15 protein-coding genes are annotated in these 13,216 nt (G+C 70.5%); 3 read left to right on the top strand and 12 right to left on the bottom strand.

The genetic code is table 11. The annotated features are described in order from the left end of the window. Positions 1 to 12: 12 nt before the first annotated feature. The 4 genes from VF697_RS35140 to VF697_RS35125 form a co-directional block, all read right to left on the bottom strand. On the bottom strand, positions 13 to 1,053 hold the full coding sequence (locus tag VF697_RS35140; protein ID WP_331101956.1) for a hypothetical protein: 1,041 nt from the start codon (positions 1,051 to 1,053) through the stop codon (positions 13 to 15). A gap of 161 nt (positions 1,054 to 1,214) precedes the next feature. Continuing rightward, on the bottom strand, positions 1,215 to 2,018 hold the full coding sequence (locus VF697_RS35135; RefSeq protein ID WP_331101955.1) for an endonuclease/exonuclease/phosphatase family protein: 804 nt from the start codon (positions 2,016 to 2,018) through the stop codon (positions 1,215 to 1,217). After that, positions 2,009 to 2,779: a xanthine dehydrogenase accessory protein XdhC gene (gene xdhC, locus VF697_RS35130; RefSeq protein ID WP_331101953.1), complete on the bottom strand. Its 771-nt coding sequence runs from the start codon at positions 2,777 to 2,779 to the stop codon at positions 2,009 to 2,011. The genes VF697_RS35135 and xdhC overlap by 10 nt, the downstream gene beginning before the upstream one ends. Positions 2,780 to 2,809: 30 nt before the next feature. Continuing rightward, the gene (locus VF697_RS35125; protein ID WP_331101951.1) at positions 2,810 to 3,847 is read right to left on the bottom strand and encodes an ATP-dependent 6-phosphofructokinase; all 1,038 of its coding nucleotides are present in this window, start codon (positions 3,845 to 3,847) and stop codon (positions 2,810 to 2,812) included. Positions 3,848 to 4,099: 252 nt separating this feature from the next. On the opposite strand from VF697_RS35125, the gene nagB reads away from it, so the two are divergent. Beyond that, positions 4,100 to 4,840: a glucosamine-6-phosphate deaminase gene (nagB, locus tag VF697_RS35120; protein ID WP_331101949.1), complete on the top strand. Its 741-nt coding sequence runs from the start codon at positions 4,100 to 4,102 to the stop codon at positions 4,838 to 4,840. 22 nt (positions 4,841 to 4,862) lie between these two features. On the opposite strand, the gene VF697_RS35115 is transcribed toward nagB, so the two are convergent. The 4 genes from VF697_RS35115 to VF697_RS35100 all read right to left on the bottom strand — a co-directional run bounded on the left by VF697_RS35115 (position 4,863) and on the right by VF697_RS35100 (position 8,929). Further along, positions 4,863 to 5,639, bottom strand: a complete 777-nt coding sequence (locus VF697_RS35115; RefSeq protein ID WP_331101946.1) for a Uma2 family endonuclease — start codon at positions 5,637 to 5,639, stop codon at positions 4,863 to 4,865. 167 nt (positions 5,640 to 5,806) lie between these two features. Next, positions 5,807 to 7,483 carry a vWA domain-containing protein gene (locus VF697_RS35110; RefSeq protein ID WP_331101944.1) on the bottom strand — a complete coding sequence of 559 codons (1,677 nt, stop codon included), beginning with the start codon at positions 7,481 to 7,483 and terminating at the stop codon, positions 5,807 to 5,809. 58 nt (positions 7,484 to 7,541) lie between these two features. Beyond that, entirely contained in the window at positions 7,542 to 8,201 is a 660-nt protein-coding gene (locus VF697_RS35105; RefSeq protein ID WP_331101942.1) for a lytic transglycosylase domain-containing protein, read from the bottom strand. A gap of 35 nt (positions 8,202 to 8,236) precedes the next feature. Beyond that, positions 8,237 to 8,929 carry a TetR/AcrR family transcriptional regulator gene (locus VF697_RS35100; protein WP_331101941.1) on the bottom strand — a complete coding sequence of 231 codons (693 nt, stop codon included), beginning with the start codon at positions 8,927 to 8,929 and terminating at the stop codon, positions 8,237 to 8,239. Between the two features lie 114 nt (positions 8,930 to 9,043). Between VF697_RS35100 and VF697_RS35095 the strand changes: the two genes are divergently transcribed. Next, positions 9,044 to 9,544, top strand: coding sequence for a sterol desaturase family protein (locus VF697_RS35095; protein WP_331101940.1), 501 nt, complete (start codon positions 9,044 to 9,046; stop codon positions 9,542 to 9,544). Here VF697_RS35095 and VF697_RS35090 read toward each other — a convergent pair. Both VF697_RS35090 and VF697_RS35085 read right to left on the bottom strand, forming a co-directional pair. Beyond that, entirely contained in the window at positions 9,538 to 10,608 is a 1,071-nt protein-coding gene (locus VF697_RS35090; protein ID WP_331101938.1) for a 2-dehydropantoate 2-reductase, read from the bottom strand. The two genes, VF697_RS35095 and VF697_RS35090, sit on opposite strands and share 7 nt — an antisense overlap. 43 nt (positions 10,609 to 10,651) lie before the next feature. Further along, the gene (locus tag VF697_RS35085; RefSeq protein ID WP_331101936.1) at positions 10,652 to 11,248 is read right to left on the bottom strand and encodes a CBS domain-containing protein; all 597 of its coding nucleotides are present in this window, start codon (positions 11,246 to 11,248) and stop codon (positions 10,652 to 10,654) included. Between the two features lie 201 nt (positions 11,249 to 11,449). On the opposite strand from VF697_RS35085, the gene VF697_RS35080 reads away from it, so the two are divergent. Then, entirely contained in the window at positions 11,450 to 12,109 is a 660-nt protein-coding gene (locus tag VF697_RS35080) for a hypothetical protein (protein WP_331101934.1), read from the top strand. Here VF697_RS35080 and VF697_RS35075 read toward each other — a convergent pair. Then, positions 12,099 to 12,665, bottom strand: a complete 567-nt coding sequence (locus VF697_RS35075) for a hypothetical protein (protein WP_331101932.1) — start codon at positions 12,663 to 12,665, stop codon at positions 12,099 to 12,101. The two genes, VF697_RS35080 and VF697_RS35075, sit on opposite strands and share 11 nt — an antisense overlap. Before the next feature lie 14 nt (positions 12,666 to 12,679). Further along, on the bottom strand, positions 12,680 to 13,216 hold a 537-nt coding region (locus tag VF697_RS35070; protein ID WP_331101930.1), incomplete at its 5' end, for an autotransporter outer membrane beta-barrel domain-containing protein.

The following is a 13,216-nucleotide window of genomic DNA, read 5'->3' as shown; positions in this document are numbered from 1 at the left end:
CTTCTAGCACCCCTACGGCGGCGGTTGGATTTCCCGGACGGTGGCCTTCTTGTACCACTGCTCTCGGATGCCGTGGCCCCGCAGGATGATGAACGGCTCGGGGGCGGTGAGGCGCTGGTCGGCGCGAATCCGGCAGGTGGCGGCCACCTCCGCCGGGATGCTCCATCCGCCCGCGTCGACATGCTCGTGGGCCTTCTCCCAGGTGCCCCCGTTCACGCCATCGGTGAGGTCCAGCCACAGCTCTTGCTTCACCCGTCCGCCGGGCAGGTTGTAGGTGATGACCTTGATGCCCACCCAGGTGTTGCGCGGCAGCGAGTGGCCGCCCCACAGGGGCTTCGTCACCTGGGACGTGTAGGTGGGGTGCTTGAGCTCCTTCTGGAGGACCGCCCGGCCATCGAAGCGCAGCGAGTACGAATAGGCGTGTCCTTCACAGCGTCGGTCCAGGCCCGCCGTGTTGCGCACGAAGGTGTCCAGGTGGCCATCCGAGGTGCGCGTCTGGAACTCGAAGCCCGTCGAGCCGGGCTCCCTGTCCAACTCCGACACGCGCATCGCGTACACCGTCAGCTCGGTGTTGAGCCACGTCTTGCCTGGCGTGCCGATGTAGAAGCGGATGGTCTCGCCCGAGCTCCGGGCCCTGCCGTCACCGAGGATGTCCAGCCTGTGCCTCGAGCCGCGCAGCTGGAACTCGGGATCATGGGGATCCTGCTGCCACGCCTTCAACGTGCGGGGGTGCTCGTTCCACCGGGCGGCCCAGGCCCTGCCGTTGGCCGCGGAGGGGTAGAGGTTGCGCGTGCCGAAGTCATCGCGGTCATCGACCGCGGGAGTGCCGGCATCCACCGGCTCGGGACTGGGCTTGGTGGGCTCAGGCTCCGGCTCTGGCTCCGGTTTGGGGGCCGGCTCCTCGGGAGGGAGGACGGCGTCGGGCGGCGGCTCGACGGGCTGGGGCTCTTCCTCCGAGAACTCGTTGCTGTCGACCGGGGCCACGTCGCTACAGCCGGCGGCCAGTGCCAGCAGGAGAAGGATGATGTTCGGTGCTCGGATGCGAGACGCCACGGCCCACCCCTCGATTCGAGAAAGAGTTGGGCGGCTCGGAGGCCACGGCAAGCCCCAACCCGCGCAGGAGTCCACCTGCCAGCGCATGGCGGAAGCGGGGGCCTGTTGTGTGCTCCTGGACGAACGACCTGGCCAGCGGGGTGGGGTGGCGCGCGCTCGCGTCAGGCGTCCGACTCGCCGGTGCGGAAGGTGGCCACCACCGCGTTGTGGTCGGTGGCACCCCCTACGTCCACGACGTGCGCGCCGATGAGCCGCTCGGCCATGCGCGGAGAGGCGTAGATGTAGTCCGTCCGGTAGTCGATCCTCACGCCTCCCCGGTCTCGCCGAGCCGTCACCCACTCGGACGAGGTGGGCCGGTGGCGCAGGGTGTCCACCCAGCCGAAGGCCTCCAGGTCGTCGATGACGTCGAAGCGCGGCGGGTGGCCGTACTTGTCCACGCCCGCCAGGCGCACCTTGTCCGCGAGGTCGACGGGGTAGGGGTCCTTCCGGGACAGGGAGTTGAGGTCTCCGGCCAGCAGGTACAGGCCCGTGCGGAAGGCGTCGGGGCTCAGCAGCGAGCGCAGGTAGCGCGCCTCGACGAACCGGAGGTTCTCGTGGTGCGCGTCGTAGTGGGTGCCGAAGAAGGTGAGCGGGCCGCCGACGTCGAGCTCGCACTGCACGAGGGCGTGCCCGATGAAGTGCGGATCGTTGTGCACGCGCAGGTCGCGCAGCGGCAGGCGGCTGAGGACGGACACGTGGTAGCAGTTGCCGCTGCCTCGCGGGCGGGCGGAGCCCAGGTGGGAGTGGAGGCTGCCCTCGGGTCCCAGCGCGGTGGCCACGCGGCGCAGACGCTCGCCATCGTCCCAGCCCAGGCACTCCTGGAGGACGAGCAGGTCCGGGCTCTCGCGCGCCAGCAGGGTGAGGAGGGCCTCGAAGCGGTCCTGTCCTCCAAAGAGGACGTTGAGCGTCATCACCTTCAGAGACATGGAGCACCCAGTCGCCGCACGCGGATGAGCTCGCCCACGATGGAGACGGCGATCTCCTCGGGCGTCAGTGCGCCAATGTCCAAGCCCATGGGGGAGCGCATCCGCCCCACGGCGGCCTCGTCGAAACCCGCGGCGCGCAGCCGCATCCGGAAGCGCTCGGCCTTGCGCCGGCTGCCAATCACTCCCAGGTACGCCGAGGGCTTGTTCACCAGGGCCTCCACCACCGCCTGGTCCAGCGGGTGGTCGTGCGTGGTGACGCAGTAGTACTGGTCCGCGCCGCCGGCCAGCTCGCGCGCGTGGTCCGCCGGATCCTTCACCTTCAGCTCGAGGCCGGGGAAGCGCTCGGGGTTGGCCCACTCGGGCCGGGCATCCACCACGGTGACGCGGAAGCCCACCCGGTGCGCCAGCGTGGCCAGCTCCTTCGCCACGTGCCCCGCGCCGAACACGGTGAGCCGAGGCGGTGCCCCGTGCTTCTCCAGGAACACCTTCATCCGTCCCCCACAGCACATGCCCAGCTCGTGCGTGAGGTGCGTCTCGATGACGCGCGTGGCTTCCTCCGACGCCAGCAGCGCCAGGGCGGCCTGGATGATCTGATGCTCGATGGCCCCGCCGCCCACGGTGCCCCGCAGGCCGCCGTCCTCGAGCACCACCAGCTTCGAGCCCGGCTTCTGGGGCGTGCTGCCGGCGCTCTCGATGACGGTCGCCAGAACGAACGGACGGCCCTCGCTCAGGAGGGCCGCCATCTCCGCGTACAGGTCCATGACGGGGGAGGACTCTAATCCCGTCCCGGGCTAACCGAAGAAGACCTGAGCGACCTTGAAGAACTCCTGGGGCACCTTCTTGAGCTCCTGGGTCGCCGCGGACAGGTCCACGCTGACGATCTCATTGCCCCGCAGCGCGGCCATCTTGCCGAACTCGGCCCGGGCGACCATGTCGCACGCATGGACGCCGAAGCGCGTGGCCAGCACGCGGTCGTGCGCGGTGGGCGCGCCGCCGCGCTGGATGTGGCCCAGCACCGACACGCGCGTCTCGTAGCCCGTGCGCTTTTCAATCTCGTTCGCCACGATGCTGCCCACGCCGCCCAGGCGCGGCCGGCCCGCCTCGTCCAGCGAGCCCGAGGTGACGAGCTGCTCCTGCTGGTCGTGCGACAGCTTGATGCGCGTGCCCTCGGCCACCACCACGATGGAGAAGGTGCGCCCGGTGGCGTGGCGGTGCTTGATGTGATCGGCCACGGCTTCCAGGTCCGCGGGGACCTCGGGCACGAGAATCACGTCCGCGCCGCCGGCCATGCCCGCGTAGGTGGCGATCCACCCCACGTGCCGCCCCATCACCTCGCACACGATGACGCGCTTGTGCGACTCGGCGGTGGAGTGCAGCCGGTCGATGGCCTCGGTGGCGATGCCCACCGCGGTGTCGAAGCCGAAGGTGAAGTCCGTGCCGTTCAGGTCGTTGTCGATCGTCTTCGGCACGCCGACGATGCGCAGGCCTTCCTTGGACATGCGCGTGGCGGCGGAGAGCGTGCCCTCACCGCCGATGGCGATGACGGCGTGGATTTCATTGCGCTCGATGGCCCGCTTCACCTTCTCCAGCCCGTTCTCGACCTTGAACGGATTGACGCGGGAGGTGCCCAGGATGGTGCCTCCGCGGTGGAGGATGCCGGAGGTGGTCTCGCGCGTGAGGCGGAAGTGGTTGTCCTCCAGGAGGCCCTTCCACCCGTCGCGCAGGCCCATCATCTCGAAGCCGTGAGCGCTGGCCCGGCGCACGATGGCGCGGATGACTGCATTGAGGCCGGGGCAGTCGCCCCCGCCAGTAAGAACGGCGACTTTCATGAGGTGACCTTCTAACGCACCTCCGGGGCGAGTCATGCCGGAAGTTGGTCCAGACCGCCCGCCTGCAACGGTGACGGTCAGCCGGGGTGGATGCCTGGTCGGAGAGAGGAGCGGGCGGGCAGGGGCCTCGGGGCTGGGAGACCCTACCCGCCTCACGGGCTCCACCGGGCCCGATGCAATGGGTGACACGCTGCTTTGTCGAGGGGAGGGCTTTCGTTATGCTGCGGCTCCTCCTCCCGCTTTGGTCCCGCCTTGAACGTTCGCGTCTTCGCCACCGAGCAGGAAGCCGCCGCCGCCTGTGCGGCCCACGTCGCCGAGGGCATCCGTGCGAAGCCCTCGCTGGTGCTCGGCCTGCCCACGGGCCGCACGCCGCTCAACGTGTACCGGGAGTTGGTGGCCCTGTATCAACGCGGTGCGTTGGACTTCTCGGGGGTGACCACCTTCAACCTGGACGAGTTCCTCGGCGTGCCGCCGGATGACCCGGGCAGCTTCCGGGCGTACATGGAGCGGCACCTCTTCCAGCACGTCAACCTGGCACCCGAGCACATCCACTTCCTCGACGGGAGCGCGGAGCGGGCCGAGCGCGAGTGCGCCCGCTATGACGCGCGGCTCGCGGCCGCGGGCGGGTTGGACCTGCTGTTGCTGGGCATCGGGCCCAACGGACACGTGGCCTTCAACGAGCCGGGGGAGAGCCTCCAGGCGGCCAGCCACCGGGCGCGCCTCACGCGGGAGACGCGCCAGGCGGTGGCTTCCTTCTTCGGGGACGACGTGTCGCGGGTGCCGCTGGCGGCGCTCACGATGGGCATGGGCGCGGTGCTCCAGGCGCGCCGCGTCATCCTCCTGGCCTTCGGGGCGAACAAGGCGGCGGCGGTGACGGCCATGGTGCGCGGCCCCATCACCACGCTCTGCCCGGCCTCCCTGCTCCAACTCCACCGGGATGTGGAGGTCTGGGTGGACATGGCGGCCGGGCGCGGCCTGGAGACGTCCCTCTAATACGGTACGCCACGGGAATGAGTCAGCCGCTTCGTTCGGCCCTCAGTCGCTCCACTTCAGCCCGCAGCTCGGCCAGGTGCCGCTCCGCCTCCTCGCGCCGCCGTGCCTCCTCGTCCGTGCGCCGCTCCGCCTCCTCGCGCAACCGCTGCACCTGCTCCAGCAACTCATGTGACTGCAGCAGCAGCGCGTTGCCCGCCCACAGCCGCAGCTTCCCCTGCGCCAGCTCGAGCTCCAGGCCCAGCACCTCCGAGCGGTAGCGGCCCGCCTCCTGGGGGATGCGCTCGTACCGCCTCGCGTCGGGCGTGGGCAGCCGGTACGCCTCCAGCCGCTCCCTTGCCCGGTCATAGATGAAGTACTCCGGAATCCCCAGCCGGGCGTAGCGCTCCACGTTGTACTCGGCGTCCTTCTTCCGGTCGCCGCCAACGTGCACCTCCATCACCCACTCCAGCCCCTTGCCCTCCTGGCTCACCACCCACTTGTTGCGCGGATGGGTCGGCACGTCCCGCACCACCACCAGGTCCGGCGCGAAGCGTCGCTCGCCCGGGTAGTACACCGGCAGTTCCGTGCCCAGGTATACCTGCCGCCGCTGCCGCGAGAAGTAGCCCCGGAGCACGTCCAGCGTCTCCATCTTCCCTTGGGAGTGCAGGTCCCCCTCCGGCATGGCCATCTCGTCCCACGTCACCTCGCCGGGAAGTGACTCCACCACCTGCTCCCGCTCCTCCACACTCATCCGCTCCCACTCTTGCTGCGTGGGCGCCCGGGGGAAGGCGTCTCCACGCTCCTGTGCGCGCTGTGCCATGCCCAAAGCCTGGGGTGGGCCCTGGCGCGCGTCAATCGCCCCCGCTCGCTGCCTCAGCAAGTGTCGGGCCCGACACTCCAAGCCCCTGGCTCCGAGCGGAAGGCGCCCGCGTCCAGCTCCGGCTTCGTCTTCACCGTCTCTGTCCGCGGACGCCCCGGGGCCCCGGCTCAGTACGGCACGCCGCCGGCCACGGACGAGGCGTGGCGCTCGCGCACCAGCCGCAGCAGGCCGAGGAACTCGGCGCGGTCGCTCATCCCGTCCACGGCGCCCTCGGCGAGCGCCTCGGCGGTGGCGAGGCTCCAGTCGTTGGCCTGGGGCGCCCCGCGCAGGATGTCCGCGGTGCCGGCCACGGCGGTGGCGAAGCGCAGGTCCGCCGAGGCCTGCTTCAGCGAGCCGTGGAGCTGCGCCCGCTCCAGGGAGAAGCTCTGCTCGGCGGCCTCCACCCCCCCGGGCTGCTTGGCGCGCACACGCACGGTGGCCACGCGCGAGCCCTCGCCGACGAGCTCCACCTCGTAGAGGGCGGTGACGGTGTGGCCGGCGCCAATCTCGCCCGCGTCCACCTTGTCGTTGCGGAAGTCCTTGTCGGCGATGGCGCGGTTCTCGTAGCCCAGCAGCCGGTAGCCGCGCACGGCCTTGGGGTCGAACTCCACCTGCACCTTCACGTCTTGGGCGATGACCTCCAGCGTGCCGGCCAGGCGCTCCTGGAAGACGCGGCGGGCCTCGCGCTCGCTGTCGACGTAGAAGCAGTTGCCGTTGCCCTTGTTGGCCAGCCGCTCCATCAGGTCATCGCGGTAGTTGCCCATGCCCAGGCCGATGGTGGTCAGGGTGACGCCCTCCTGCACGTAGCCCTGGACGCTCGCGAGCATGGCGTCGGCGGTGAGGTTGCGGCCGAGGTTGGTGTCGCCATCCGTGAGGACGACGACGCGGGAGACGCTCTTGGGGCCGGCCTTCCTCGCGGCGTACTTGTAGGCGAGCTCCAGGCCGTCACCCATGGCGGTGCCGCCGCCGGAGGTGAGCGAGTCGATGGCGGCGAAGACGGTGTCCCGCTGGGAGGCGGAGGTGGGGGAGAGCACGTCGCGCACGCTGCCGGCGTAGGTGACGAGCGCCACGGTGTCCGACTCGTTGAGGCCGTCCACCATCAGCTTCATGGCCTTCTGGGCGAGCGGCAGCCTGTCCTCGCTGCTCATCGAGCCGCTGGTGTCCACCAGGAAGACGAGGTGCGTGGGCTTGCGCTGGCTCTTGGAGATGTTGCGGCCCTGGAGGCCCACCTTGAGGAGGTGGCGGCCCTTCGTGAAGGGCGAGGGGGCCCCTTCGAGCTCCACCCGGAAGTCCCCCGTCTCGGGGCCGGGGTAGCGGTAGCGGAAGTAGTTCACCCACTCCTCCACGCGCACGGCCTCACGCGGGGGCAGGCCGCCCTCGGACACGGTGCGGCGGAAGAGGGTGTAGGAGGCGGTGTCCACGTCCACCGCGAAGGTGGAGAAGCGGTCCTCGGCGGTAGGGGTGAAGGGGTTGGGGCGCTCGGCGACGTGGGTGTTGCCGGTGGTGACGGGCTCAGCGGGCACCGAGGCCGGCCTGGGCTGGGCCTTCATGGGGGCGGGAGGCGGCGGCGGAGGCGTGGCCGCGTACGAGTCGCCCTCTTCGTTCGCCCCGAAGGTCTTCAGCGACTTGGTCTTCAGGTTCGAGCCGCGCATCGCCATCGAGACGTCCCCGCCGGCGAGTCCATCCGCGCTGGCGCCGAAGAGCCTGCGGATGTTGTTCCCGAAGAGGGTGAAGAGCGCCAGCAGGCCGACGAGAAGGGCCCCGGTGACGAGGGCGACGGTCGAGAGGCTCGAGGATCGTTTCATGCGTGCGGGAATCGCACGCTTTTCGGGGCCCGCGCGTCCGTCATCGGGAGGAGGTCGGTCATCCGGCGGAGGGTCGGTCAACGGGGGGATGGCGGGGGGTGGAGACGATGGGGCGGGCCTGACGCTTGGGGGAGGGCTCGGCCTTCGCGGGCCGGGGTGGAGGGCGGGGCCGGGTGCGCTCGTAGGCGGTGAGCACCTTGTCCACGTAGAACTCCGTCTCTCCGTTGCGGGGCACGCGGCCGTTCACGTTGCCCGGGCCGGCGTTGTAGGCGGCCACCGCGAGCTTCACGTTGCCGCGGAAGCGCGCGAGCTGCTCGGCGAGGTAGCGCGCGCTGCCGTCGAGCGCGGGCGCCGGGTCGAAGGGGTCCTCCACCCGGAGCAGGCTCGCGGTGGAGGGCATGAGCTGGCCGGGGCCCATGGCGCCCGCGGGCGAGATGCGGTGCGGCCGGGTGTTGGACTCCACCTCCACGAGGGCTTCCAGCAGGCCGGCGGGGAGGTGGTGGCGGCGCTCGGTGTCGCGGATGAGGGGCTGGAGCTCCGGGTGGCCGTCGAGCAGGCAGGAGGGCCGGTGGCGCGCATAGGCGGCCAGGGCGTGCGCCTTGGTCTCGAGGAAGGAGAGGGAGAGGGGGGACACCCGGGTGTCGCCGAAGAAGGCCACCGCGAGGTTGAGCAGCACGAGCGGGGCCAGGACGCACAGTCCCAGCCGTACCCAAGGCATTCCCCTGTCCCGTCTCCGCCGCACGGCCTCCTTCCTTACGGGCGGCCGGGCTTCCCGTCCAACTTCCGGCGAGCGGAGGGTGGACGTTGGGGTGGCAGGCGCAGGCCATCGAGGATGAGGGTGGTGAGGGCGTCGGGCAGCTCCAGCGGGTTGCCGATGTCCTCCTCCTCGACGAGCACGGCGAGCAGCAGGCGCTCCACGGCCCCCACCACGGCCAGCCCGCTGACGGCGGGGCGGATGGGGCGCAGCAGCCCATGGGTGTGGGCCCTGCGGGTAATGTCCACCGCGTGGCGGGAGATGAGGCGCGCCACCTCCACCAGCTTCACCCGGGCGCCCACCGCGGGTCCGCGGCACTCCTGGAGGTAGAGCCGCACCACGCCCGGGTGCTGGAGGATGGCGCTGGCGATGACGGCGGCCACCGCGCGGTAGGCCTCGAACATGGCCTCCACGTCGCGCGCGGCCTCCAGCGCCTCGCCGCACGCCGCCAACCCCTGGAGCAGCTCGCGGCGCACCGGCTCGAGCAGGACGTCCACCAGCGCCGTCTTGTCCTCGAAGTACCGGTAGAAGGTGCCCTTGGCCACGCCGGCCGCCTGGGTGATGTCGTCGATGGTGACGCCGTCCAGCCCTCGCGCCAGGAAGAGCTCCAGGGCCGCGTCGCTGAGCGCCTTCTCCCGCTCGCGGCGGTTGGCCTCCCGGACACCACGCTCCGAGGGCTTCCTGGGGGCCATGGGCTCGTTCCCTCCCGAAAAGGTGACCAGCTGGTCATTATTCACATGACCAGCGGGTCATCATTTCATGCGGGGCACTGGAGGGCCTGGGTGTCTCGCGGAGGGGAGCGGGAGATGCTTGGTATTCCACTGGGCCTGGCGTATTCGAATTTTGGTGAGTGGTTGCTGCACCGGTACGTGCTGCACGGGCTGGGCAAGAGACACGGGAGCTTCTGGGGCTTCCACTGGCACGAGCACCACCAGCGCTCGCGCCGCCACGAGATGGTGGACGAGCAGTACTCGGGGCCGCTGTGGAGCTGGTCGCCGCAGAGCAAGGAGTTCCTGGGGCTGGCGGCCATCGTGGTGGGGCACATGCCGCTGCTGAAGTGGGCGCCGTGGTTCGTGGCCTCGGTGTGGGCCTCGACGGTGCTGTACTACGTGGTGCACCGGCGGGCACACCTGGACCCGGAGTGGGCGCGCGAGCACCTGCCATGGCACTACGACCACCACATGGGGCGCGACCAGAACGCGAACTGGTGCGTGACGTACCCGCTCTTCGACTACGTGCTGGGCACGCGCAGGAAGTACCTGGGCACCCCCGCGCTGGCCGAGGTGCGTGCCGCCTTCGCTCAGTGAGCCTGGGGACGGGTCTGCTGGTAGATGTGCTGGAGCGTCTCCACGCCGGGGGACACCTCTCGCCGGGACATGGCGTGGACCGCCTCCAGCAGGCGCTCGTTCACCGGGGCCGAGAGGCCGTGCGCCTTCCCGCGCCGGACCACCTCGCCGTTGAGGAAGTCCACGGGCGGCTCGCGTCCCCGCTCGATCGCCGCCAGCATGGAGGAGCGCAGCCGCCGGTACCTCGCGCCGATGGCCAGGAGCATCGCGTGCTTGACGAGGAGGGCGGGGGAGCCCGAGGCGCGCTGCTCCGACTCGCTCAGGGTGAGCCACTCGAGGTCGACCGTGGAGGCCACCTTCTCGACGCGCACGCCCTCGGCCTGGGCCACCTGGAACACCTCGGTGAAGACCTCCATCGCGAGCCTGCGGATGAAGCGGTGGCGCAGGAGCGGACCCACCCGGCTGCCGCCCACGGTGCCCAGGGTGGAGATGGCGCAGTTGATCGCCAGCTTGCTCCAGCGCGCGCCGCGCAGGTTGTCGGTGAAGGCCACCCCGCTCACCGTGCGCAACAGCTCCGCCAGCCGTTGCAGCCGTGGGTCCGGCTTGCCGGAGAGCGTGCCGATCACGAAGCCTCCCGAGGAGGTCCGCTCATAGACGCCGGTCTCCGGTGAGGACGCACCCCAGGCGATGATGGCGCCGAGTACCTTGTCCTCGCCCACCACCTGGGCCACCAGCTCCTCGCAGAGCCCGTTCTGGAGCACCACCATCGCCCCGTCCGACGCGAGCAGGTGGGCCGTATCCCGGGCCGCCGCCTCCACCCCATTCGGAGGCGTGGCGAGCAGGATGAAGTCGTAGGCGCCCTCCCGCGGCGGCTGGACGAAGACCTCCAGGTCGCCGCGGACGGTGCGCTCGCCCTTCTCGTCGCGCAGCACCGGGCCGCGAGTGCGGAGCACGCTGGCGATCTCCTCGCGGCGCGCGACCGCGGCCACCTTCTGGCCGCCCTCCAGCATGCGGGACAGGAGCACGCCGCCGATTCCACCACAGCCGACGACGAGGACGCGGGGAGCTGTCTGTGCAGGGTCCATGGTCGCCGTTGACTACCACGAGCGGGGCTCTTCCCGCTGAGGCTCAGCGCCCGCCACGCTTGCGAGCTGGAGCCGCCTTGCCAGCCGGAGCCGCCTTGCGCGTGGGACGCTTCGCCGACGCGACCTCCCGAGCGATGCGCTTCGTCGCGGAGCGGACGCGCTTGCTGGCAGGGGGGGCCTTTCGGGTCCCGGGCCGGGCGAGCTGGCGGGGCGTGCGCTTGCGCTTGGGGGTGGGAGCCGCCTCGGCCAGAGGGGAGGAGAGCACCACTTCCAGCGCCCGGAGCGCGTCGACGGTGGTGAAGATGCCCTCCACGTGGCTGTCGCGGGCGATGACGGCGGAGCCGTACTTGTGCAGGGCCATGGTGCGAGCCACCTCGATGAGCTCGGTGCCCGGCGGCACGGTGTAGGCCTCCTGGGCCATGGCCTCGTCGACGGTGACCTCCTGGGGGTCCACGCCCTTGAGGGTCTCGACGAGGTGCAGGTCGCGCATCGACACCACTCCCACCAACCTGCCCCCCTCCAGCACGGGGAGGTGGCGGATGGCGTGCGCGTTCATGATCCGATGCGCGTCGGTCAGCGGGCTGCGCGAGCCGATGGTGTGCACGGTGCGGGTCATGAATTCATCGATGATATGGGGCATGGGGATCCTCGCGTCGTGGGCTCCGGCGGGGTAGCGCCCTCCAGAATGAACGGTGGGAACGCGGGTCCGCCGATGCCAGGGGCGGGAGGATGAGGAGCGCCCGCACGGCTGGAGGCCCCTGGAGCGGCGTGTTTCGTGACATGACTTTCGCGGTCACCTAGAGTGGGGAGACCGCAGAGGACATGCGGAGGAGATCCAGGAATGCAGCCCGCGACCGTACTGCCCGGCCTCGAGCACCTGTTGGAGGTGTGTCGGAGCCGGGCGCATGCCCTGAAGCTGGAGCCCCCGCTCCCGATCGAATTCACGGCGGAGTCGTCCGTGGCGGGACAGCCCATGGATTCCCAACTGGCGGCCGTGCACGCGCGGGCGGGCTACCTCTGGGTGAGGGACGAGTTTTCGGTGCTGCCAGCGAGGCACCCGTGGCGGCCCGACCTGTACCGGGTGAACGAGCACTGGCGCCGGGATTGGGAGGAGCCGTTCGGCTCACTGCTCGTCTTCGCGAGGGACGACAGGCTGGCCTATTGCTATGCCACGGTGCCAGGTCTGGCGGGAGAGCGGGGTCCACAGCCCGTGGTGTGGGTCGACGTATATGAGGCGCTGTACGCCGTGCCCATCGCCTCGGACATCGACCACTTCTTCGACACCTACGCGCACTACCTGGAGGCCGCGCCGCGGGTGCCAGAGGGCGAGGAGCACGCGCTCCCGAGTCGGACCTTCCCCTGGAGCGCCGCCGACTTCATCGCCCGGGACCGGGCCCTGGTGGAGTTGATCCGGGTCGGGCGCTTCGACTTCTTGATGAAGGCGAACGCCCGCGCGAGGGAGTGGGTGGAGACGCGGTTGAGCGCTCCCGTCAGAAGATGACGTCGAAGTAGTGGACGCGGCCGAACAGTCCGGCGCAGGCCCGCACGTCGGCCGTCCACGCCCGCTGTGGCAGGTTGCCACTCGCCTCGAACACCAGCTCCACCTGCTCCTCGCGCGCCAGTTGCGGCACCTGTACCGCTTCCACTCCGCGCAGGCTCAGCCGCGTGGGTGAGAACACCTGCGCGGGCCGGCGGTACTCCAACAGCGTCCGGATGACCTCCGCCGAGCCTGGCCGGCGCAGTGACACCGTCGCGGACTCGATTCCCGTCAGGTCCGCCTCGCCGCTCGTGACGTCGAGCTCGAACAGCCGGAGCCGGAACTGTGTGTCGAGTCGCCCCTCGGGCAGCTCCGCGCCCACCTCCCCCAGCGGGAACGAGAGGGTCTGCTCCAGCGTCGCCGTGCCCGTCGACGCGGCGGGGAAGGCGAGGCTCCGCTCGGTCTTGCAGATCTCCTCGGTCTCGAGGTCCACGAAGAAGAAGGTGTCGGCGATCTTCCGGCAGCCGGAGGTGAGCAGCGTCGCGACGCACATCAGGAGGACTCGGGGAAGGGCTCGCATGGGGCAGGATCCGCTCAGTTGAAATAGACGATGAGGCCCAGCTTCAGCGCCGGGCTGGTGACGCGGAGGTCGAGCGGCTTCGCGATGATGTCCGGCTCCTCCGCCGCGTCTTGGATGAAGGACTTCACGTCATCCACCCGGATGAACCACCAGCTCAGTCCCACGCCACCGAAGAGCGTCACGTACCGCGAGGGCGAGAACTCCAGCCCCAGGCGCGTGCTCACGGAGTTGTACCCCACGTCGTGGATGCCCGTGGCCGTGGTGGTGGGCTGGCCTCGCAGCTGGGTCAGCAGCTTGTCGTAGTCCGCGCTGAAGTAGTGGCTGCCCTCGAAGTCCAGCGTGGGCGAGGCGGAGAGCTCGAGCGGGATGAAGCTCAAGCCCCCACGCACCCCGAAGCCCAGGGTGTTCTTCGCGGCCCCGGCGTGCACCCGCACCCAGCGCCACGGCCGGATGAGCGCCGAGGCCCCCACGCCCTCCGGGGCTCCCGCGTCCACCATCGCGCCGAAGCGCGTCTTCCACGGGGGAAGCACGGGCGCGTCGGGGTTGGACGT

Origin of the sequence: Archangium sp. (assembly GCF_036388035.1) — a bacterium.
GTDB lineage: Bacteria > Myxococcota > Myxococcia > Myxococcales > Myxococcaceae > Archangium.
Note: the sequence above shows the minus strand (reverse complement) of the source record. Positions and strands in the feature narration are given on the sequence as shown.